Source organism: Streptomyces sp. NTH33, from assembly GCF_003236365.1.
GTDB lineage: Bacteria > Actinomycetota > Actinomycetes > Streptomycetales > Streptomycetaceae > Streptomyces.
In genome coordinates this window covers 1-18288 of record NZ_POTZ01000023.1, presented here as the reverse complement: position 1 = coordinate 18288, position 18288 = coordinate 1, and the positions used below count along the sequence as shown (strand labels likewise).

The 18288-nt window shown below is 69.4% G+C and carries 19 protein-coding genes and 6 pseudogenes; 13 read left to right on the top strand and 12 right to left on the bottom strand.

Annotated features, from left to right (window positions below; translation table 11 throughout):
• Nucleotides 1–511 precede the first annotated feature (511 nt).
• Entirely contained in the window at nucleotides 512–1792 is a 1281-nt protein-coding gene (locus C1I97_RS04220; RefSeq protein WP_111001869.1) for an MFS transporter, read from the top strand.
• Between the two features lie 71 nt (nucleotides 1793–1863).
• Here the strand turns inward: C1I97_RS04220 and C1I97_RS04215 are convergent, their stop codons facing one another.
• Both C1I97_RS04215 and C1I97_RS41050 read right to left on the bottom strand, forming a co-directional pair.
• A complete protein-coding gene (locus C1I97_RS04215; protein WP_111001881.1) occupies nucleotides 1864–2142 on the bottom strand; it encodes a DUF6009 family protein in 279 nt (92 codons plus the stop codon).
• Nucleotides 2143–2164: 22 nt separating this feature from the next.
• Nucleotides 2165–2443, bottom strand: a complete 279-nt coding sequence (locus C1I97_RS41050; RefSeq protein WP_258382416.1) for a helix-turn-helix domain-containing protein — start codon at nucleotides 2441–2443, stop codon at nucleotides 2165–2167.
• Between the two features lie 158 nt (nucleotides 2444–2601).
• On the opposite strand from C1I97_RS41050, the gene C1I97_RS39195 reads away from it, so the two are divergent.
• On the top strand, nucleotides 2602–2823 hold the full coding sequence (locus C1I97_RS39195; RefSeq protein WP_146608155.1) for a hypothetical protein: 222 nt from the start codon (nucleotides 2602–2604) through the stop codon (nucleotides 2821–2823).
• A gap of 276 nt (nucleotides 2824–3099) precedes the next feature.
• On the opposite strand, the gene C1I97_RS04200 is transcribed toward C1I97_RS39195, so the two are convergent.
• Complete coding sequence (locus tag C1I97_RS04200) at nucleotides 3100–4281, bottom strand: NAD(P)-binding domain-containing protein (RefSeq protein WP_220040787.1); 1182 nt, start codon at nucleotides 4279–4281, stop codon at nucleotides 3100–3102.
• A gap of 282 nt (nucleotides 4282–4563) precedes the next feature.
• On the opposite strand from C1I97_RS04200, the gene C1I97_RS04195 reads away from it, so the two are divergent.
• Together C1I97_RS04195 and C1I97_RS04190 are read left to right on the top strand one after the other, a co-directional pair.
• The gene (locus C1I97_RS04195) at nucleotides 4564–5337 is read left to right on the top strand and encodes an enoyl-CoA hydratase-related protein (protein WP_111001867.1); all 774 of its coding nucleotides are present in this window, start codon (nucleotides 4564–4566) and stop codon (nucleotides 5335–5337) included.
• 235 nt (nucleotides 5338–5572) lie between these two features.
• The gene (locus tag C1I97_RS04190) at nucleotides 5573–5899 is read left to right on the top strand and encodes a DUF5959 family protein (RefSeq protein ID WP_146608154.1); all 327 of its coding nucleotides are present in this window, start codon (nucleotides 5573–5575) and stop codon (nucleotides 5897–5899) included.
• Nucleotides 5900–5906: 7 nt separating this feature from the next.
• Here the strand turns inward: C1I97_RS04190 and C1I97_RS04185 are convergent, their stop codons facing one another.
• Both C1I97_RS04185 and C1I97_RS42905 read right to left on the bottom strand, forming a co-directional pair.
• Complete coding sequence (locus tag C1I97_RS04185; RefSeq protein WP_111001865.1) at nucleotides 5907–6941, bottom strand: IS630 family transposase; 1035 nt, start codon at nucleotides 6939–6941, stop codon at nucleotides 5907–5909.
• 141 nt (nucleotides 6942–7082) lie between these two features.
• Nucleotides 7083–7319: pseudogene (locus tag C1I97_RS42905) on the bottom strand (IS5/IS1182 family transposase); the annotation flags it as partial.
• A gap of 80 nt (nucleotides 7320–7399) precedes the next feature.
• On the opposite strand from C1I97_RS42905, the gene C1I97_RS04175 reads away from it, so the two are divergent.
• The 3 genes and pseudogenes from C1I97_RS04175 (at nucleotide 7400) to C1I97_RS04165 (ending at nucleotide 9787) form a co-directional block, all read left to right on the top strand.
• Nucleotides 7400–8458, top strand: a complete 1059-nt coding sequence (locus C1I97_RS04175; RefSeq protein WP_111001864.1) for a right-handed parallel beta-helix repeat-containing protein — start codon at nucleotides 7400–7402, stop codon at nucleotides 8456–8458.
• A gap of 275 nt (nucleotides 8459–8733) precedes the next feature.
• Nucleotides 8734–8934 (top strand): annotated as a pseudogene (locus C1I97_RS39635) (IS5/IS1182 family transposase); the annotation flags it as partial.
• 304 nt (nucleotides 8935–9238) lie between these two features.
• The gene (locus tag C1I97_RS04165; protein ID WP_111001863.1) at nucleotides 9239–9787 is read left to right on the top strand and encodes a DUF4142 domain-containing protein; all 549 of its coding nucleotides are present in this window, start codon (nucleotides 9239–9241) and stop codon (nucleotides 9785–9787) included.
• 539 nt (nucleotides 9788–10326) lie between these two features.
• On the opposite strand, the pseudogene C1I97_RS04160 reads toward C1I97_RS04165, so the two are convergent.
• Nucleotides 10327–10716 (bottom strand): annotated as a pseudogene (locus C1I97_RS04160) (transposase); the annotation flags it as partial.
• A pseudogene (locus C1I97_RS04155) lies at nucleotides 10717–11315 on the bottom strand (integrase core domain-containing protein); the annotation flags it as partial.
• Nucleotides 11316–11700: 385 nt separating this feature from the next.
• Between C1I97_RS04155 and C1I97_RS04150 the strand changes: the two are divergent.
• Nucleotides 11701–13056, top strand: a complete 1356-nt coding sequence (locus tag C1I97_RS04150; protein ID WP_111001862.1) for a DUF5685 family protein — start codon at nucleotides 11701–11703, stop codon at nucleotides 13054–13056.
• 136 nt (nucleotides 13057–13192) lie between these two features.
• Here C1I97_RS04150 and C1I97_RS04145 read toward each other — a convergent pair.
• Nucleotides 13193–13342 (bottom strand): annotated as a pseudogene (locus C1I97_RS04145) (metallophosphoesterase family protein); the annotation flags it as partial.
• Between the two features lie 56 nt (nucleotides 13343–13398).
• Here C1I97_RS04145 and C1I97_RS04140 point away from each other — a divergent pair.
• The 3 genes and pseudogenes from C1I97_RS04140 to C1I97_RS42420 all read left to right on the top strand — a co-directional run bounded on the left by C1I97_RS04140 (nucleotide 13399) and on the right by C1I97_RS42420 (nucleotide 14304).
• The gene (locus tag C1I97_RS04140) at nucleotides 13399–13926 is read left to right on the top strand and encodes a hypothetical protein (RefSeq protein ID WP_111001861.1); all 528 of its coding nucleotides are present in this window, start codon (nucleotides 13399–13401) and stop codon (nucleotides 13924–13926) included.
• A pseudogene (locus tag C1I97_RS42425) lies at nucleotides 13887–14120 on the top strand (integrase core domain-containing protein); the annotation flags it as partial. The gene C1I97_RS04140 and the pseudogene C1I97_RS42425, both read left to right, overlap by 40 nt.
• A 43-nt stretch (nucleotides 14121–14163) precedes the next feature.
• Complete coding sequence (locus C1I97_RS42420) at nucleotides 14164–14304, top strand: hypothetical protein (protein WP_309147774.1); 141 nt, start codon at nucleotides 14164–14166, stop codon at nucleotides 14302–14304.
• A gap of 90 nt (nucleotides 14305–14394) precedes the next feature.
• Here the strand turns inward: C1I97_RS42420 and C1I97_RS04130 are convergent, their stop codons facing one another.
• The 3 genes from C1I97_RS04130 to C1I97_RS04120 form a co-directional block, all read right to left on the bottom strand.
• Nucleotides 14395–14967, bottom strand: a complete 573-nt coding sequence (locus C1I97_RS04130; RefSeq protein ID WP_111001860.1) for a dihydrofolate reductase family protein — start codon at nucleotides 14965–14967, stop codon at nucleotides 14395–14397.
• 417 nt (nucleotides 14968–15384) lie between these two features.
• The gene (locus tag C1I97_RS04125; protein ID WP_111001859.1) at nucleotides 15385–15585 is read right to left on the bottom strand and encodes a hypothetical protein; all 201 of its coding nucleotides are present in this window, start codon (nucleotides 15583–15585) and stop codon (nucleotides 15385–15387) included.
• 212 nt (nucleotides 15586–15797) lie between these two features.
• Entirely contained in the window at nucleotides 15798–16478 is a 681-nt protein-coding gene (locus C1I97_RS04120; RefSeq protein ID WP_111001858.1) for a winged helix-turn-helix transcriptional regulator, read from the bottom strand.
• A 168-nt stretch (nucleotides 16479–16646) separates the two neighbouring features.
• On the opposite strand from C1I97_RS04120, the gene C1I97_RS04115 reads away from it, so the two are divergent.
• The gene (locus C1I97_RS04115) at nucleotides 16647–17492 is read left to right on the top strand and encodes a class I SAM-dependent methyltransferase (protein ID WP_111001857.1); all 846 of its coding nucleotides are present in this window, start codon (nucleotides 16647–16649) and stop codon (nucleotides 17490–17492) included.
• A gap of 13 nt (nucleotides 17493–17505) precedes the next feature.
• Here the strand turns inward: C1I97_RS04115 and C1I97_RS42415 are convergent, their stop codons facing one another.
• Nucleotides 17506–17640: a hypothetical protein gene (locus C1I97_RS42415; protein WP_309147773.1), complete on the bottom strand. Its 135-nt coding sequence runs from the start codon at nucleotides 17638–17640 to the stop codon at nucleotides 17506–17508.
• Between the two features lie 221 nt (nucleotides 17641–17861).
• Between C1I97_RS42415 and C1I97_RS42410 the strand changes: the two genes are divergently transcribed.
• Nucleotides 17862–18125: a hypothetical protein gene (locus C1I97_RS42410; protein ID WP_309147772.1), complete on the top strand. Its 264-nt coding sequence runs from the start codon at nucleotides 17862–17864 to the stop codon at nucleotides 18123–18125.
• Nucleotides 18126–18288: the final 163 nt, after the last annotated feature.

Here is an 18288-nt window from a genome sequence, read left to right as displayed (position 1 = left end):
CTCGCCCTCGTCCGGGCTGATGACGGCTGCACGTGGGGCCGTTCATGCTCGGCAACCTCGTGCTGCGGCAACTCCTTCGCCACCAGCGATTGATCCTGCCCTCGGACCGGGTCCGAGAAGGACCACACGAAAGAGGAGTGGCCGGGTGTGTGAAGACATCGTATGCGACGCGCATGACAAGCGAGCCCCCTCCCCATGAATGTGTTGATCTTGAAAGGATCGGCTGCCCCCGGTGACATTCCCTCCTCGAACTACGCTGAGGTAAGTGACCCTTGGCGGGGTCACGCCGCCTGCTCTCCGGGGGAGGTGCGCAAGCGGCGTCAGGCAGGGCCATGCCTTTACTCCGTAACGGGCCTGCCCCTGCGCACTTTTCAACGTTTCGAAGCGGGGTTCACGTGACCTAACACTGCGTCATGGCCATGACCTGTACACCTGTGGCGTTCTCGTCCGCGTGAGCGTCCGGCACCGCTCCGACCGTCCGTCCCCCCGCTCAGTGAAAGACCCCCACTTCGTGACCGTCTCCCCCTACGAGGTCCAACCGGCCGGCCGGCACGCCGCCGTCCCCGCCGGCAGCCTGTTCCGCCGTGTCTACGCGCCACGCTCCTGCGACGCCCTCGCCTACTCCATGGCCACCTATGCCATGCCACTCGTGGTACTGGCCACCACCGGCTCCGCGTCCCTGACCGGCCTGGCCTTCGCACTGGAGTGGATACCCCGGGTGGCCGCGTTCGGCTTCGCCGGCGCCCTGGTGGACCGCAGCGGCGCGGCGATCGTGTGCTTCCTCGCCTCGCTCGCCCGCGCCCTGCTGGTGGCGGGCGCCGCTGCCGTGCTGGTCGTGCTGGAGCCGGGTACGGCCGAGACCGTCACCGTCATGGCACTGGCGGCTGTGACCGGGGCGCTGACACAGTTCAGTTTCATCGCCAACGAGGCGGTCGGTGCCATCGTCAGCCGTCGCACCGACGGGCAGGCTCACAAGGTGCAGTCGGTGCTGATCGGCATCGACCAGACGGCCACCCTCATCGGTCCGGCCCTGGGTGGTGTCCTGCTGCTCACCGGCCCGACTCGCATGCTGGCGTGCCTGAGCGTGCTGTCCTTCCTGTCCGCCTTGCTCGCCCTGCAGACTCCGTCCACACCCCTGCGCGCCACGCGCCCCGGTGGATCGGCGCCGGGCGGCGGTCTGCGGGAGGGATGGCAGACCCTGCGCTCCCTGCCGTCCCTGCGACGGCTGGTGGCCGGACTGGCCTGCTCCAACCTCATGCTCGGGCTGTTGCAGGCGGCCAGCCCCATCCTCGTGGAGCACCGCTTCGGCCACTCCGCGGCCGCCGCCGGCGCACTCTGGTCCATCGCCGCGGCCGCCACCCTGGTCGCGGTCGCCTGCTGCCGGGCCGGCCTCGACCGGCTCGGCCTGTGGGGGATCGGCGTCATCAGCGCGGCCGTCGCGGCCGCCGCCTGCCTCGCCGTGCCCCAGGCCCCCTCCTACACCGGCTACGTGGCCCTCGTGGCCCTCTTCATAGCCGCCGACGGAGGGCTCACCGTCGTCCTGCGCACCCTCCGCTCGCAGGTCATCCCAGCCGCGGCCTTCGGCACCACCCTCTCCCTGACCATCCTGCTCCTGCTGCTGCCCTTCCCCCTCGCCGGCCTCCTGCTCGCCCTCACCCCACCGCCGTACCTGGACGGCCTCATCGGCGCCTGCGCCCTGGTGCAGGCGCTCACCCTCCTCGTCACCTTCCTGCGCCTGCGCAACGACCCCGCGCTCCGCACCACCACAGCCCCGGCCCGCTGCAAGGCATGACCCAACGCCCGCAAGCGGCCTGCCCCGCCCCTCGCGCGGGCCGGGGTTCTCCGCAGCACTCGGCGCCGGAGTCAGAAGCTGTCGCCTTTGACCGTGCGGTCGGCCAGTGGGCCGCCTTCGGAGCGTTCGGTCCTGCAGCCCTTGACTCGGGGTTCGAGGGCTCGGGCGTCGGCGGCTTCGACGGGAGCGCTCTTGGCGCACAGGCCGTCGGGGATGCCGTCGCGGTGGTGGGCGGGCCGTCCCTCGCGGGTGGGCAGCCGGTCCAGGCCCTGGCGGACGTGGTCGAGCTGGTCGATGTCCTCCAGCCGCACGAACTCGGTCTCGTGGCTGCTCTCGCCCGCGTTGATCAGGGAACTCGTGCGCTGGTATCCCTTATTCCTCGTCGGTGGGCAGTCCGATGCCCGGGTAGTGCTTGCGCCGGCTGGACAGGACCATCTCCTCGGGCGAGGCCGGCCCGACCGGTTCCCGGGTACGGGCGGCGAAGGCGCACGAGGGCGAGGCACGGGTCGCCAGCTCCCACAGGCGCATCCCGATCCGCACCCGGCGGTCGGTGTCCCGGGTCAGGAACCCGTACGAGACCAGCTCGGCCACCAGCCGCGACGCGGTCGCCACGTGCAGCCCCGTGCGCCGGGAGATCTCGGAGACGGTCAGAGCCGACTCCTAGGGTGTAAACGCCTCGAAGAGCCGTACGACCCACGTGAGAACCGACTCGCCGTTCTTTGTCCTCACCCGGCCATCATCGGAGCCCTTCCCCGTACGTCGAGCTCACAGTTCGCCGGTGGACTGGTCCGAGGGGCGCCGGCAGATCCGTGAGCGGCGTCCGGATCAACGCGCCGACAGGCTGGAGCGGCGTACTGCCGGCTCCGGCCGGAGCGCCACCCGGCGGTGCTCGTGAGCGCCGGATCCGCTTCCGGTGGCTGGTGCCGACGAAGATCGAGGGTGTTCGGGTGAAGGCGGAGCGGCTGGTGGCGCGGGGCCGGCCGGCCGAGGGGAGGCCGGGTCTGTTCACCCTGCGGTGCCCGGCGGAGTGAGCCGCCGGAGCGGCGGGCGAGACGGCGGCTCATGAACGTGGCCATCGACCATTGCACGACGGCTTCGCTGGTGGCGGGCCGCGTCTCGTAGTCGCGGGCCAGGCGGCGCGAGCGCATCAGCCGGCTCAAAGTGCGTTCTACGCACCAGCGTCGGGGCAGCACGGTGAAGCCGCGCGTGTCGTCGCCGCGTTTGACGACTTCCAGGGTGAGGCGGAGTACGGCCCATGGGAGCAGGCATGGCCTCGTCGATGCATGGCCGGCACCAGGAGCGTGTCGTCAGCTCCAGCGTGACTGGAGCGCCCGCAGGAGAACAGTGGAGGAGGCCGGCGCGGCTTTGACGAACCCGAAGAAGGGGCCGAAGTCCTGTGTGGCGGCGAAGCCGGTGAGGTAAAGGCCCGGCACCGTGGTCTGGAAGCCCTCGTCGAGAACCGGGAAGCCGTTGCGGGTGACGATCTGGTCAAGGAGGCCGGCCAAGTAGGGGACGCGTGCGAGGGCAGGGGCGTATCCGGTGGCGAACACTACCTGGTCGACCTGCAGGGTTTCGCTGTTCGACAGAGTGATCCGCACGCAGCCGCCGCTTCCACCGCTTCCACCGCTTCCACCGCTTCCACCGCTGTCCACGCGTACCACCTGGCATTGCGGCCAGACGTGGACGGCGGAAGAGCTCAGGCGCGGCGGCAACCATGGCTCCAGCGTCGCCCGTCCAGCCTGCCAACACCGGGCGACGATCACGGCTTGCTCCGTGGACGTCAGCCGACGCCACCAGCCCTCCACGCGCAGCGTGCTCTCCACGTAGTCGTCGAAGAAATCCCAGCTCACGGCCTCGAAGCGGGGTGCAGGATGGCGGTGCACAACGTCGATGCGCTCCGCACCGTGCTCACTGATCAGCGCCGCCCACTCGTACGCGCTCTGCCGGCCTCCCACGATCAGAACACGCCGTCCCGACAGCATCTCGAAGGAGACCAGATCACCGCTGTGGGCGGCGCGGCCAGGCGCCACCTCGGCGGCCCAGCCCGGGAGCGCCCCGAAATAGCCGACGCCGGGGGCGGCGAGCACCACGTCGCTGCACACGCGTCCGCCTCCGGAGAGTTCGGCCTCGAATCCGCCGTCGTGCCGGGTGATACCCGTGACGAGCTCCTCCCGGACCTCTACCTGCTTGGCGTCGCGGAACCAGTCGGCGTAGTCGAGGAAGACGGTGACGGGGATCGGGTCGACCTCATGGGTGGTAAGGCGCCGTTCGTGCAGGTAGGCCCGCAGGGTGTGCTCCTCGGTGGCGTCCAGGTGCCAGTCGGGGCCCGAGCGCAGGAGCAGTCCGTCGGGCATGTGCTCGCGCCAAAAGCCCATGGGCCGGCCGACCGTGACCGTGTCGATGCCGTGCTCTCGGGCGAGCGCGGCCGCGGACAGGCCGAACGGGCCGGCGCCGACGATGAGCATGCTCGTGGAGGTGGTGTCATTCACGATCCGGCTCCTGTCCCCCGGCTTGGACGCGGACCCGTTCATCGCGCGGCAGGCGGCTCGTCGACGTCCGGGTCACCGGCTTTCAGGGTGACGCGCTCTTCGCCGGAGCTCTCCCATCCAGGTGACAGCCCCACTTCTGCCGAGGATCTCTCGGTGATGAACGCCGCCGCAACCCAAGGGCCGCCGGACCCGCCGGGCACGGTGCAGGCACCGGAAGTCCCGGCCTTTCACTGGGGATGAGGAGCCGGGGCGCGGCGCATTTACCGGGCGTAGGGTGGGGTTATGGCTGCGTACGAGCACCTCACTGTGGCGGCTCGAGGAGGATTCGCCTGGGTCACCCTGAATCACTCCGAACGCAGAAATGCCCTGAGCTGGGGCATGCTCCGAGACCTGCACAAGGCCCTCACCGAAGTGGCTGGTTCTTCGGCCACGGGCGTCGTACTGGCAGCACGTGGGCCGGTCTTCTGCTCCGGGCACGACTTCGCCGACGTCCTCGCCGCGGACACCGACGACATCCGGGAGCTGCTGGAGCTGTGCACCGGCGTGATGCGGCTGATCCATTCCGTGCCGCAGGTCGTGGTGGCCCGGGTACACGCACTGGCCGTGGCCGCCGGATGCCAATTGGTGGCGACCTGCGACCTGGCGGTGGCCGGAGAGTCTGCCGGGTTCGCACTCCCCGGGGGCAGGGGAGGCTGGTTCTGCCATACGCCCGCCGTTCCGGTGGCCCGCTCGATCGGACGCAAGAGGCTCATGGAGATGGCCCTCACCGGCGACGTGATCGACGCTCGTACCGCCGCCGACTGGGGACTGATCAATCGAGCGGTCCCCGACGGGGAGCTGGACGCGGCCGTCGAAGAACTGCTGGTCCGCGCCACCCGCGGCAGCCCGGCCAGCAAGGCACTGGGCAAACAGGCCCTCTACGCTCAGCTGGACCGCCCGGAGACCGACGCCTACGAGATCGCCGGTGAGGTCATGGCCGTCTCCTCCCAGTCCTCGGCAGCTCGCGAAGGCATCGCCTCCTTCCTCGAGAAACGGGCTCCCGAATGGCCCGAATGAAGGTGGCCGTCGGCTCCGCGCACCGGTGAAAGAACAGGGGGGAGGTGTGCCCCGGGCCCGGCATCTGGACCAGCTGGTGAGCATTGGGTCGTATGAGGGGATAGCCGGGTGAGTCACTGCGTCTGTCCTTCTTCCGTGAGAACTCCTGGCAGAACGACGCCCGGGCAACTCGGTGGTGGTGGAAGAGCTCGACCGACACGATGGGCCGTGACCGTTGATGGGTTGGGAATATGAGGTGAGCGGACGACTGGACCTGTCCCTGTTCCCCGGCGACCTGGATGGCTGGTCACACGCCCTGGATGTGCTTGCCACCGGACGCGATGTCTGCTGGATGGACGACGACCACAGCCCTGAGATCCGGGGCCAAGCACTCAACGAAGAACACGAGACGCCCGCCGTGCACGTTGAGGACGTGGCTCGCTCCAGCATCTCTGTGTTCCTTCCTCTGCGCCTTGAGGATGGATGGATCGACGGCCAACGGAAGCTGCTCCAGCTGGTGCGGCGGGAGTGGCCGAGCGAAGTCCTCCAAACGTCACCGGACGCCTACGAGTGGCGTCGCTGAACCGCGACTAAGCGGATGTCCTGAAGTTCTGTGCGTAATTCCTCGGCAACCAGGGTGAGGCCCAGGGTGCGGCGGTGGTGAGCATCTGGGTGGGTGAGCGTTGTCGGAAGAAGGCGTGGGCCTGGCGCCGGCGGCCCGGCCAGGTGACGGCGGTGTTGGCGAGGTGGGCCTTCAGGGCGGCCCAGATGCGCTCGACCGGGTTGTCGTGCGGGCTGTAGCGGGCGCCGAACAACAGGCGTATGCGGGGGTGGTCGGCCAGGTAGGCGGTCACCGCCTTCGCGTGGTGGATGCTGTCGTCGTCGCAGAGCACCGCGACGGCCGGGGCGGTGGGGTGGGCGGCGAGTAGCGTCTGGAGGAAGGCGGTGAACGCGGCGGCGGTGCGGCGGCGCAGGGTGTAATGCCACGTTCCGGTGGTCATCTCCAGGGCACCGAACAGGGTCGCCTGCCGGTTCTTGCCCGGGGTGGCCACCTGCTGCCGCGTCCCGCGCGGGATCCAGCTCGCCCGGATGTGCGACAGCAGATGCAGGTGGGTCTCGTCCTCGGCCAGGACCACCGACCCGCCGGGCAGGGCCCGCAGTTGCCGGTGCAGGGCGGCCAGGGTACGCCGCCGGTTCGGGTCGCCCCTGGCCGTCAGACGGGGCCGCCGCCAGGCCGCCTGCTCACGCGTGCGCCGGTAGACGGTGCGCGGACTGATCTTCGGTTGGCCCAGGCGGCGCCGGATCCGGCGGACGGTCCACGGCCCGGGGCGGGTCAGCAGGCGGCGGATGCGCTCGCCCAGGTGCGGCCCGCCGGCGCGGGGCCGCCCCGAGCGGAGGCGGTCGGCCAGGGCTGCCGGGCCGTCGGCGTGGTAGCGGTGGATCCAGCGGCGCACCGTGGCCGGATGGCAGCCGAGCAGCTCACCGATCTCGCCCGCGGTCAGCCCGGCCGCGGACAGCAGCACCATCACCGTACGGGCGGCCTCCCGCCAGCGGTGATGCAGCAGGTGGTACAGGTGCTGGTACGCCGGACCGGAAGAGTTGGCGAACACGGATGCCGGACGCATACTGACCTTGACCTCGCCGGGTTTGCCACGTTTTGGTCAACGTCGATGCAACACCCGGCGAGGTTTTCGCGCCATCGGGGCCGTCGCGCCCAGCCGACGCCGCCCCGGGTTCCGCGCAGAACTTCAGGCCATCCGCTTAGCTCAGCTCCGGCTGGTGAGCGCGCAGGCCAGGACAGGGAAGGCTTCGTGGATGTCGTCGCGGACCTCCCAACGGATCCGCAGCCGACGGAACCAGTACAGATGGGTGAACGCCCGCTCCACGAACCAGCGTTGGGTGCCCAGGCCGAAGCCGTGCCCGGTGCCGCGGCAGGCACTCAGTGGCTTCACGCCGAGGTCCCGGACCAGTCGGCGGTACTTGTCGTGGTCATAGCCGCGGTCAACGCCCGCACGCGCCCGTGACATGCCCTCGGACGGCCCATCCGGCAGCCGGAAGATCGCCTGGTCATAACGTATGGAATGTGAAGAAACGCCACATCTCTTTTCTCCTGAGCACGGCAGGGCTCGTCGCCTCCTGCGCCGCTGCCGCATCACCAGACTCGGCACAGCGGACGCACCTCGTGCACCCGGGGGAATCAATCCAGAAGGCGGTGGACTCTGCCAAGGCAGGTGACACCGTGCAGGTGCTGCCCGGCACCTACCACGAGAGCGTCAAGGTGACGACGCCCGGCCTGACCCTGCGTGGCAAGGGCACCGCCACCGTCATCAAGCCGGCGGCGAAGGCCGCGGACGACTGCGGCAAGCGCGGCAACGGCATCTGCGTGTCTGGCACCAAGACCAAGCGGCTCAAGGGTGTCACCATCTCCGACCTGAAGGTGACCGGCTTCTCCCACACCGGGGTGATCTCCGTAGCCACCGACGACCTGACCGTGCAGGGCGTGACCGCCGAGAAGAACGCCGTGTGGGGCCTCGCCGAAGAGCGCTCCGAGCACAGCACGTACCGGGCGAACGCCGCCCGGAACAACGGGGACGCGGGCATCTTCCTGGCCAACACCATCACAGCCGAACAGGGTGCCGCCGACGCCAAGGGCACGCTGATCACCGGCAACCGCCTGGAGAGCAACCGGATCGGCGTCACCGTCCGCCGGCTGCGCAACCTGACCGTCACCAGCAACAACGTCACCGGCAACTGCGCGGGCGTCTTCGTCGTCGGCGACGAGAACAAGCCGAAGACCGGCGCGCTGACCGTGCGCGGCAACCAAGTCGTGAAGAACAACAAGTACTGCGCCAAGACCGAACGGCTGCCCTTCCTGCAGGGCTCGGGCATCATCCTGACCGGCGTCGAGAAGACCGACGTCACCGGCAACGAGGTGACCGGGAACTCCGGCACGTCCCCGCTGTCGGGCGGCATCATGCTCTTCAAGAGCTTCGTCGGAGCAACCAGCGACAACAACCGGGTCAGGGACAACTCGCTGCAGGACAACTCCCCCGCCGACCTGGTCAACCAGGAGAGCACCAAGAGCGGCAACACCTTCGCCCGCAACTCCTGCCGGGCGTCCAGTCCCACCGGGCTGTGCTGAGGCCGTAACCCGTAGGCCGTGTCGTCGTATTCCCGTCCGCACGAAGGACAGGCCCCGCGGCATCTGGTGCGTGCGATCGCACGGCGCGGGGGCACTCTCGATGGGGGTTCCCTGCTCGAAGATGATGACCAGCCGTGTCGAGCCCGTCCAGGAGGAACTGAGCTGTGCCCTGATGAGCCCGCTCTCGCGCCAGCTCTTGGGGCATGAACTTGTTGAATTCACGGGCCGTCTCGGCTCCACGATGCTCGGTCGCCACGTCGTACTCCGACGGCGTCATCCGCATCGCCCGCAAGGGCGTTGACTCCAGCGAGCGACTCGGCCGCCGGCGACGGGGCATCGGACGCACCCTGTCCTGGCTGACCTGCTACCGGCGCCTCAACCACTGCTGCGAACGGGAACCAGGCAACTACCTGGTCTTTCTCGGGCTGGCAGCTGCACTCTGCTGCTGCCAGCGACTCCTCAAGCTGACCATGTAGGACACGGTCTTGGTAAAGTGCCGCCGGCTGTACTTCCGAGGCACCGATCAAGTCGCTCGCCGTGGCGCCTCAGGCGCGGACATTCCTGCGTTCAGCCATATGGTGATGCAGGTGTACCGAAGGTCGTACGGTCGGCCGCCGAGGATCGACGCCCGATCACCCACCGAAGCTGGTAGAGACGCCCGGGTCCTCGGTTGCCGAGGACCTCAACCGGGTGGACCATGACATAGGTACGGCTTCTCACGCTTCGAGCAATGAGGATGGGGTTTCGCCAAGGCCTGCACGTGCGACCTGTGGAGGACTCATGTACACGACTCGATCCCGTGCCCGTTCCGCCGCCGTCTGCGCCGCCACCCTGTGCGTCATGGGCGCCATGTCGTTCCCGGCCCTCGCTTCGTCGTCGTCCTCGCCGTCGGCGGTCTCCACCCTGGACAGGCAGTTCCTGACCGCGGCCCACCAGGGAAACCTGTGGGAGATCACGACCAGTCAGCAAGCTCAGAGCGCCGCGACCACCGCCTGCGTCAAGCGGGTCGGCGCCGACTTCATCCGCGACCACCGCGTCCTTGATGCCGGTGTCGTCAAGACCGCGGCACGACTCGGCGTGGCACTGCCGTCCGGGCAGACGGGCGCGCAGCTGCGGCAAACCACCGCCCTCAAGTCCCTCGCCGGGACGCCCGCGTACGATGCCGCATGGCTCAAGGCCCAGTACCCCGCCCACGTGCAGACCCTCGCACTCATCGACAAGCAGATCGCCTCGGGCACCAACCCGCTCGTGAAGTCCCTGGCCAAGAGCGCGCGCCCGGTGGTCGCACGCCACACCCAGATGATCAACCACGGCGTGTGTCACGCGTAGGCGCCCGCCGGCTCACGAACGTGAGCTCGCCCGCATCGAGCACATCCACGCGCGTGATCGATGATCTCGTGCCAAACGCCTTACGCACCCGCCTCACACCGGGCAAGAAGCCGCACCGCAAGCAGATGGCCACCCTGGCCTGCGTCTTCGACGCCCTGCGGATAGCCGCCTCGACCCGCAGCGGACGACCGCCCGGCGAGGATCCGGCAGGAGGGAAGAATCTGCTCTGCGTGCTCGTGGCAACACTTCGGGGTGCCTGCGCCAGGTCCTCAGCTCCAGACTTTCGTACAGGCTCGAATCGGCACCAAGATCGAACGACGTCGGCCGGGCGGCCGCCCACCCCGATTTTCACGGCTCCAGGGTGTCGTTGCCAGAGGTCTGGATGACTTTCGTGACGGCCCGTCGGTTCTTCGGTGGGCCGTTTCGGTTGTTCGGGCTGGTGGTGGGCGGGCTGATGGCCCGGCTGTCGCGTCGGGTGGGCTCCGGGTTCCACGGCTCCGGTCGAGGTGGTGCTGCTCGTAAGGACGGGGGCTGGCTGGTCAGCCGGGGTTCGGAAGAGTGCGGAGTCGTGCCAGGGCGGTGGTGATCACGTCGGTCCAGGGCCAGTGCGCCGCGAGGCGGAGGTGGCGGCTGCGTGCGGTGGTGACGATCTGGGCGGCGGTGGAGAAGAGGCGGAGCCGGAGGCGGCGGGGCTCCCACCTGCGGATTTCGCCGGTCAGGGCGAGCATGGGCATCCATGCCAACAGGTCGAGGGCGATCTGGACGATCTCCAGCCAGATCTGGTTCTGCGCAGTGTCGTGGAGGGGGAGGTTGCGCAGGCCGATGGCGCGGGCGTTTCGGATGCGGTCCTTGGCCCTCGCGCGCTGGCGGTGGCGCAGTTCGAGTGCGGCGATCGGAACGTGTGCTGCTCGAAAAGTCGTCGTCGCAGCTCACGCGGCGTATCTGTACTCGCTGATGAGGCCGCCGAGGATCCGGGTGCGCAGCAGCTTGTGGGCGCCGCTGTCTATCGCGGTGGGCTGTTTGCGGGCATCGGGTGGTAGCTGGTTGCGCGCCTGGTGGGGCCGATGCCCGTTGTGGTGCCTCTGGTGGACCGCAAGCACCTGCCGGGCATGCGCCTCTCCCATGACGAGGATGTGGTCGAGTACCTCGCGGCGGAGGCTGCCGATGACGCGCTCGCAGTGGGCGTTCATCCCAGGCGCCCGCGGTGCACTCTTGATCACGTCCAGTTCCTCTGCCTCGAAGACCGCGTCGAACGCCTCGCCGTACCTGCCGTCTCGATCGCGCAGCAGAAACCGCAGGAACTCCATGCGTATCCCGAGGCCGGCGGCGAGATTCCTTGCCTGCTGCACCGTCCACTCCCGCGTCGGATGGACGGTGACGCCGGTGATGTGCAGACGCCGGGTGCCGTGCTCGCAGAAGGCCGGCGCATGGAGCCGCCTGCCGAGCGCGGCATCATGGGGAAGAAGTCCGCCGCGATGATGCCTTCGGCCCGGGCGGTGAGCAACTCACGCCAGGTCGGACCGGGACGTGCGATATCTCGGCCTCGTGTCGAGTGGACCACCATGGGATATACCGCGTCGTGACAGTGAACCCCGGTGTCCGTGTCACCCCCATGTCAGCAGCGGACAGTCACGCCCCCACCGCGACCAGCGAAAAGACGGCGGAAAGCAGCCGACAGCGACTGCCCACCACTCCACTGACACGAACCCGATACATCGCAGACCGCGGACGGCCCTGGGCGACAACATTTCCGCACGTCAGAGCCTCGAAGCGCCTGCAAGGTCACTGGTATTGCATCTAGGATGTCGGCCGCGCGTAGACGTCACATGCGGTTGACGTCACGCGCGGTCGTGCGTCCATGAGCCGTCCATCCGGCTTTGTCCGGGTAGCTGTATCTACGGGGGAGAACTTCGGTGTTCGGAATCATCAAGCCATGCCGTCATCGCCTGGGCGAGGGCATGCGTACCGAGTGGATGGCGCATCTGTGTGGGCTGTGCCTGGCGCTGCGCGGCGAGTACGGGCAGTTCGCACGGGTGGCCACCAACTACGACGGCCTGATCGTCTCGGTGCTGACCGAGGCGCAGTCGGAGCGTACCGGCGACTGGCGGCGAGGTGCCGGTCCGTGCCCGCTGCGCGGGATGCGGTCGGCGGACGTGGCGCAGGGCGAGGGCGCACGGCTGGCGGCGACGGTGTCGCTGGTGCTGGCCGCGGCGAAGATACGTGACCATGTGGCCGACGGCGACGGCCTGTTGGGGCATCGCCCGGTAACGCTGGCGGCACGCCGGATCGCCCACGGCTGGGACCGTGCGAGCGCCGCGGGCGGCGAACGGCTCGGCTTCGACACCGCGGTGCTGCTCGGCGCGGTCGAACGCCAACCGGAAATTGAGCGGTTGACCGGTCCCGGAGGCTCGCTGCTGACGGTCACGGAGCCCACGGAGACGGCAACCGCCGCCGCCTTCGCGCACACCGCGGTGCTCGCCGACCGCCCGGGCAACGCCGAACCGCTGGCGGAGGCCGGGCGTCTGTTCGGTCGGCTGGCGCATCTGTTGGACGCGATGGAGGACCTGGACGCGGACGAGGCGTCCGGTGCGTGGAACCTGATCGCCGTGACCGGCGCGGACCGCGCCGAGGTGCGCCGGCTCTGTGACGACGCCGTCCATGGGATCCGACTCGCCCTGTCCGAAGCCGAGTTCGTTGATGGGCAGCTGGTACGGGTGCTTCTGGGCGATGAGTTGGAGCGTGCCGTTGACCGCGTCTTCGACCCCCGGCATCGTCACCACCAGCACCGCCACCAGGCGCGGGGCCCACGCATGCTGCCCTGGCTGGGACGCCGTACGGCAACGGAAACACCTTCGGAGACCGACACGGCCTGCGGCGTCGGGGGACTTGCGGGCGCGGCCCCGGAGGGCGCCTCGATGGCGTCGGGCCGGCCGCCGGAGGGGCAGTGCCGGCGGTGCGGCCAGTGGCGCCGGTTGTGCGGCGGCTGCGGGGTGTGCTCCAACTGCTGCATCTGCACCGAGGATGACGGAGAGCCCTGGCAGTTCGGCGACGGCAACCGCAGCGGCGGCTCGAACCAGGACGGTTCCGGCCGGGACGGTTCCGGGGGCGGCGGCAACTCGGACGGTTCCCACGGCGGTTCGGGCGGCGGCGATCTTGGGTCCGGTGGCTCTGGTGGCTCTGGTGGTTCCGGCGGTGGCTCGGGTGACGGCTGCTGCGGTGGCGGTGGCTGCTGCAACCCGTGCAAGTGTTGTTGCGACTGCTGCGACTGAACGACGGATGAGCCGGGCGGGCCCCGCCCCCGGAAGGGAACTGAGTGCGGCGGCGGCGCGCTGTCCATGGACGGCTCTTCTCCGGCATGACCAACCAGAAGATCATCCCACCTGGTCAGGCAACGTGACAGCACTGATCGAGGACCTGGGCCGGCTGCGGGCCGGCCGTGCTGTCACCGGTGAGCACGATACGGTCGGCGGCGCACACATCCGGCTCGGCGAGCACCGCCTCCAGGGCGGGGAGCACTCTGTGGATGTCGGACAGGACGGCTGCCCGGCTCAGCATGCTCCCCACTCCACCGTGTTCCTCAGGCCGAGATGACGAGAACAGGGGGATGTCCGATGGACGAGGGGCACCGGGAAGGGCTGGAGCGGATCCGCTCCAAGCTTGAGCTGATCAGGCGGGTGGAGGCCGAGCACGGCTTCGGGGTGATCATCGAGGGGGCGAGGAACCCGGAGCCCGTTCCGGAGCTGCCGCAGGGGGTCACCGAGGTGTTCGGCCTCTTCTCCCGGCTGGGCGCCGACCACTTCCGCTTCTTTCAACTCGACGAGATCCAGGGCCCGGCCACGTGGGCGGCCCGGGCGACCGTTCCGGACTGCCCGCTGGGCAGTCCCCTGGCCATCGGCTGCGAGCGCCACCGCGCCCCGGAGGACCTCGAGTGCGGCTCCGGCATATGGCTGGACCTGGACGACGGGGACGTCTACTACTGCGACATCGACGACTACATCCACCTGTACAAGCACCCGGACGAAACGAGCGACGTCCTGTGTTCGCGAACGACATCGTCACGTTCTTCGACCGCTTCGTCCTCGGGCCGGCCTATCCCCTCATGGACCTCGAGGGCACCGGCGGCCGGGCGCGCTGTCTGATCAGGGACCGGGACGGGAAGTTCCCGAGGTTGTTCGACGAGGTGCTCCAGGATGAGGTTATCGAGGTCGTGCTCAGCGGCGTCCGGATGCCGAGAATGAACTCGATCATGGAGCGGTGGGTGCGGACCTGCCGGCGAGAACTGCTGGACCGCATGGTGTTCTGGGGCCAGCGTCATCTCCTGTACGCACTGCGCGAGTTCGAGATGTTCTACAACGAGCACAGGCCGCGCCAGGGCCTTGCGAACGCCCGCCCCCCACCTGCTGCCCCTCCACCTGCTGCCCGCTCCGATCGAGGACCCGGACCGGATCTCCCGTCTGGACATACGACGACGAGCGCGGCTCGGCGGCACCCTCCACGCGTACCAACATGCGGCCTGACCAGCACGGATGAGGTATTCGGCAAGCGCAAGGCCCTTGTGGCGAGTGCCGCGTCCGGGAGGCGACGGCGGGGCGGGTGCGGGGGCCTTGTCAGCGGACGACGTCGAAGACGTTCTTCTGCAGGCCGTTGGGGTAGACCTCGTGCTCGACCAGCTTCAGCTTCTGGGTGTCCTTGTCCGTGGTACTGAACAGACGCTTGCCCGCGCCGAGCAGGAGCGGGAAGACGAGCAGGTGGTAGCGGTCGATCAGGCCGGCGTCCGAAAGGCTCTGGTTCAGGGCAGCGCTGCCGTGGACGACGATCGGGCCGCCCTCGGTCTCCTTCAGTGCGGCGACCTCGTCGAGCGAGCGCAGGATCGTGGTCTTGCCCCAGTTCGACACCAGGTCGTCCTCGGTGAGGGTGGTGGAGACGACGTACTTCGGCATCACCTTGTAGCCGGCGAAATCCTCCATGTCCGGCCACACCGGGCTGAACGCCTCGTAGCTGACCCGGCCCATCAGCATCGCGGTGGCTTCCTTCTGCTCCCGGCCCTTGATGCCGTACGCCTCGGGGAGGAAGTCGACGTCCTTGAACGTCCACCCCGAGTTCCGGTAGCCGGGCTCACCGCCCGGGGCTTCCACGACGCCGTCGAGCGAGATGAAGGCGGTGCTGATCAGGGTACGCATCTTAAGGTTCCTCGGTCTCTCATGTCCGGTTCCAGCAGGTTCAGTCGGTGCACGCTCCGCACGCACTCGCGGCTGCAGCGCACCAACCATGACCTCTGACTGCGTATCACGAAGAAACTCATCGGTCGCCGCCCGCCCCTCCCGGCGGTCCCGGCCGTCCGGACCGCACCGGGGAGCCCCACGCGTGCCCGACCGCGAGACCTACCGGCAGCGCAACAGCGCCGAGCGGTGCATAACCCGCCTCAACCGGCAGCGTGGCATCTTGATGCAACCGGGCTCGATGATCCAAACGAAACAGCCTGGCCGAGCCGGACAATGTCCAGGACGTACAGGCGTCCAGCAGGCTGCCGTCACGGTTGACCACGACCGGCCCGGCCCCACGGGCCGGTCGCGCTCCTGCCCGGTCTGCAGGGAGAATCAGGTCTCCCCGCTGAACACGAAGCACCACGGGCGCTCGTGATACGGCTGGCCGGTCAGCAGCGCGATCGGGTACGGGCCGCCGGCGGTCTCCTCGACACGAGCCTGCACGATCTCGCGGGCCTCGGAGAGCGTGACCTGTCGCACGAACCGCTGCGCGGCGCTCTGCCGTGGCTGCCCCGCGAAGACGCATCCCTGCATCGTGCAGTCCGTCCCCTTGTGCCCGGTCGGACCGCAGCCAGCGCGGTAGTCGCATGACCCGCGATGTTCCCACATCGACACCCTGTGCACCCGCAGTCGGATCACAACCCACTTCGAGCGCCGGCGAGCATGCGCTGATCCTGCCAGGGAGCGCGGCCAGAGCCTCGGGATTCCACTGCCGACCAGTTGTGGGGGTGTCCCACACGCCGGTGTTACCAAGCAGGGCGCGGCACGGACGCGAACGTGGACAGGGTGAACCAGCCGGGGGCGGCCCGGCGGAGCCTCTCAGGACCATCGACCCTGACCGTTCCCGCGCGCAGTGCGTCGGACCAGCCGAGGTCGCCCCGCCACACCCGGACGAGGCTGATCAGGCTCGCCGTGAACGTGACCGTCACCGCGTGGCCGGGGTCGATGTCGCAGACGTCGGCCTCGCCGGGGGTGATGACCAGCCACCAGTTCCGCGCATGCGCGGGCATGTCCGGGAAGTCGAACAGGACCACCGTGCGGCCCTCGGGGACCGTGTCGAAGTCGATCCTGCGGTGCATGTCCCACAGCAGCAGTTTGGGGTCGAGATCCTCGTCCCCGAGCTCACCGATCCAGCGGGTGCCCCAGACGCCCAGGGCCTCCACCACGGGCCGCAGCTCCTCACCGGCCGGCGTCAGGACGTAACTCACGTCCTTGCCCTCGGTCCACTTCTCCGCGATGCCGGCCCGTACCAGCCGGTGCAGCCGCTTGGACAGCAGCGTGGGGGACATCCGCGGTACCCCGCGGCGCAGCTCATTGAAGTGGCGGCTCCCGGTGACCATCTCCCGCACGATGAGCAGTGTCCAGCGCTCGTCGAGCAGCTCCATCGCCTTGGCGACAGGACAGAACTGGCCGTACGTGGTCCCCATGGCAGCAGATTAGGCCGGGGGTTCGCGCCGGACCACCCAGGTGAGGGGCAACGGTCCGCGGCGACCGTCCGCCGGTACAGATCCTGTACTAGGGCGGGGTGCCACCGCGTTCCTAGGCTCGATGACGCGGCGACGAAACCGCGCGAGGAACTCTCGAGGAGCGCAGTCATGACGAACGCGATCGACACGGCGGAGGCCGACCGTGCGCTGAAGGCCAGGCACCGGGCGATGTGGGCCCAGGGCGACTACCCGTCCGTGGCCGCCGAGCTCATTCCAGGGCTGGGGAAGATCCTGGTGGAGGCGTGCGGGGTGCGCCCTGGTGACCGGGTGCTGGACGTCGCGGCGGGCACCGGCAACGCGGCGATCCCGGCGGCACTGGCCGGGGCGGACGTGGTGGCCACCGATCTGGCGCCCGAGCTGCTGGAGACCAGGCGGCGGCTGGCCGGGGAACGGGGGGCGCGACTGCGGTGGCAGGAGGCCGACGCCGAGGCGCTGCCCTTCGACGACGCCGCCTTCGACACCGTGCTGTCCTGCGTCGGGGTCATGTTCGCCCCGCATCACCGGACGGCCGCCGATGAACTCCTCAGGGTCTGCCGGCCGGGTGGCACCCTCGGTGTGCTGAGCTGGACGCCCGACGGGTTCATCGGCCGGATGCTGGCCGGGATGAAGCCGTACGCACCGCCGCCCCCACCCGGAGCACAGCCGCCCCCTTTGTGGGGGGACCCGGAGCATGTCCGGGCGCTCTTCGGGGACCGCGTCACCGACGTGACCGCCGAACGCCGGACGGTCGTGGTCGACCGCTTCGCGACGCCGGAGGCGTTCCAGGACTACTTCAAGCAGCGCTACGGCCCGACGATCAGCGTCTACAAGTCGATCGCCGACGACCCCGAGCGCATCGCCTCGCTGGACACCGACTTGGCCGAACTCGCCGGTCGCCACGATCAGGGCACGGGCGTGGGAAACCTGGCCCTGGAATGGGAGTACCTGCTGTTCACCGCACGCCGCGCGGACTGAGTGCACGGTCCGGTCACACCGGCAGCACCCACCCGACCAGGGCGCTCGACCGGCGGACGGTGCGGCACTCGTGCATCTCGATCAGCTCGGCGATCGCGGTGACATCCGGCCCGACCACGGTTGCGGTCACCCCCTCGGCCAAGCCCACGGCCGTGCGCACCACGGCGGCCGCCGCCGGCCCGGCGGGCTATGCGCAGCTATTCGTCGGCGCGTGGCTGCGCAGCCACGCGCCGACGACTCCACGAGTGCGCAGGCGCGGCTTGCGCCGTCAATGGCGCCGGACGTCGATCTGCCCGACCCGGCCGCCGATGCGCAATCGCGGCTTCAGTCGATGACTGCAGTGCGCGGCGCGGGGCCGACGGATGGGCGGTGACGGTGGCTGCGCAGTACACCGACGCATCGGTGCGCTACTTCGTCGTCCCCGTGGCCTCCGACGCCGGCGGCGGCTCGTTCACGGTGGCCGGCGCGCCCGGGGTGAACCTGCCGCCGGTCTCCCCCGTCCCGTACACGACGGTCACCGTCCAGCAGGGCCTCGCCGCCGAACAGGCCGCGGCCGCCGAGCAGGTTCCCGCCGACGGAACCACGGTCCGCATCCACGCGCAGGTGGAAGCCCGGGGCAAGGACGGGCGCTGACCGCTGGCCTACGAGACCGAGCTCAAGGCCCGCTCGGGCCGGTGGGAAGTAGCGGCGCCGGCCGGCACCAGGCCGTACGGCACCCCGACGGCGAGCAGATCGCCCAGCAGCCGCTCGTGCACGGCATCCGTCCCGGTCAGCGGTGAAGGCCATGCCCCGATTG

Coding starts and splice junctions, on each gene's coding strand:
- C1I97_RS04195 (WP_111001867.1), top strand. CDS start 4,564: ATGGCTGCGTACGAGCACCTCACTGTGGCGGCTCGAGGAGGATTCGCC.
- C1I97_RS04185 (WP_111001865.1), bottom strand. CDS start 6,941: ATGCGTCCGGCATCCGTGTTCGCCAACTCTTCCGGTCCGGCGTACCAG.
- C1I97_RS04165 (WP_111001863.1), top strand. CDS start 9,239: ATGTACACGACTCGATCCCGTGCCCGTTCCGCCGCCGTCTGCGCCGCC.
- C1I97_RS04140 (WP_111001861.1), top strand. CDS start 13,399: ATGGACGAGGGGCACCGGGAAGGGCTGGAGCGGATCCGCTCCAAGCTT.
- C1I97_RS04130 (WP_111001860.1), bottom strand. CDS start 14,967: ATGCGTACCCTGATCAGCACCGCCTTCATCTCGCTCGACGGCGTCGTG.
- C1I97_RS04125 (WP_111001859.1), bottom strand. CDS start 15,585: ATGCAGGGATGCGTCTTCGCGGGGCAGCCACGGCAGAGCGCCGCGCAG.
- C1I97_RS04120 (WP_111001858.1), bottom strand. CDS start 16,478: ATGGGGACCACGTACGGCCAGTTCTGTCCTGTCGCCAAGGCGATGGAG.
- C1I97_RS04115 (WP_111001857.1), top strand. CDS start 16,647: ATGACGAACGCGATCGACACGGCGGAGGCCGACCGTGCGCTGAAGGCC.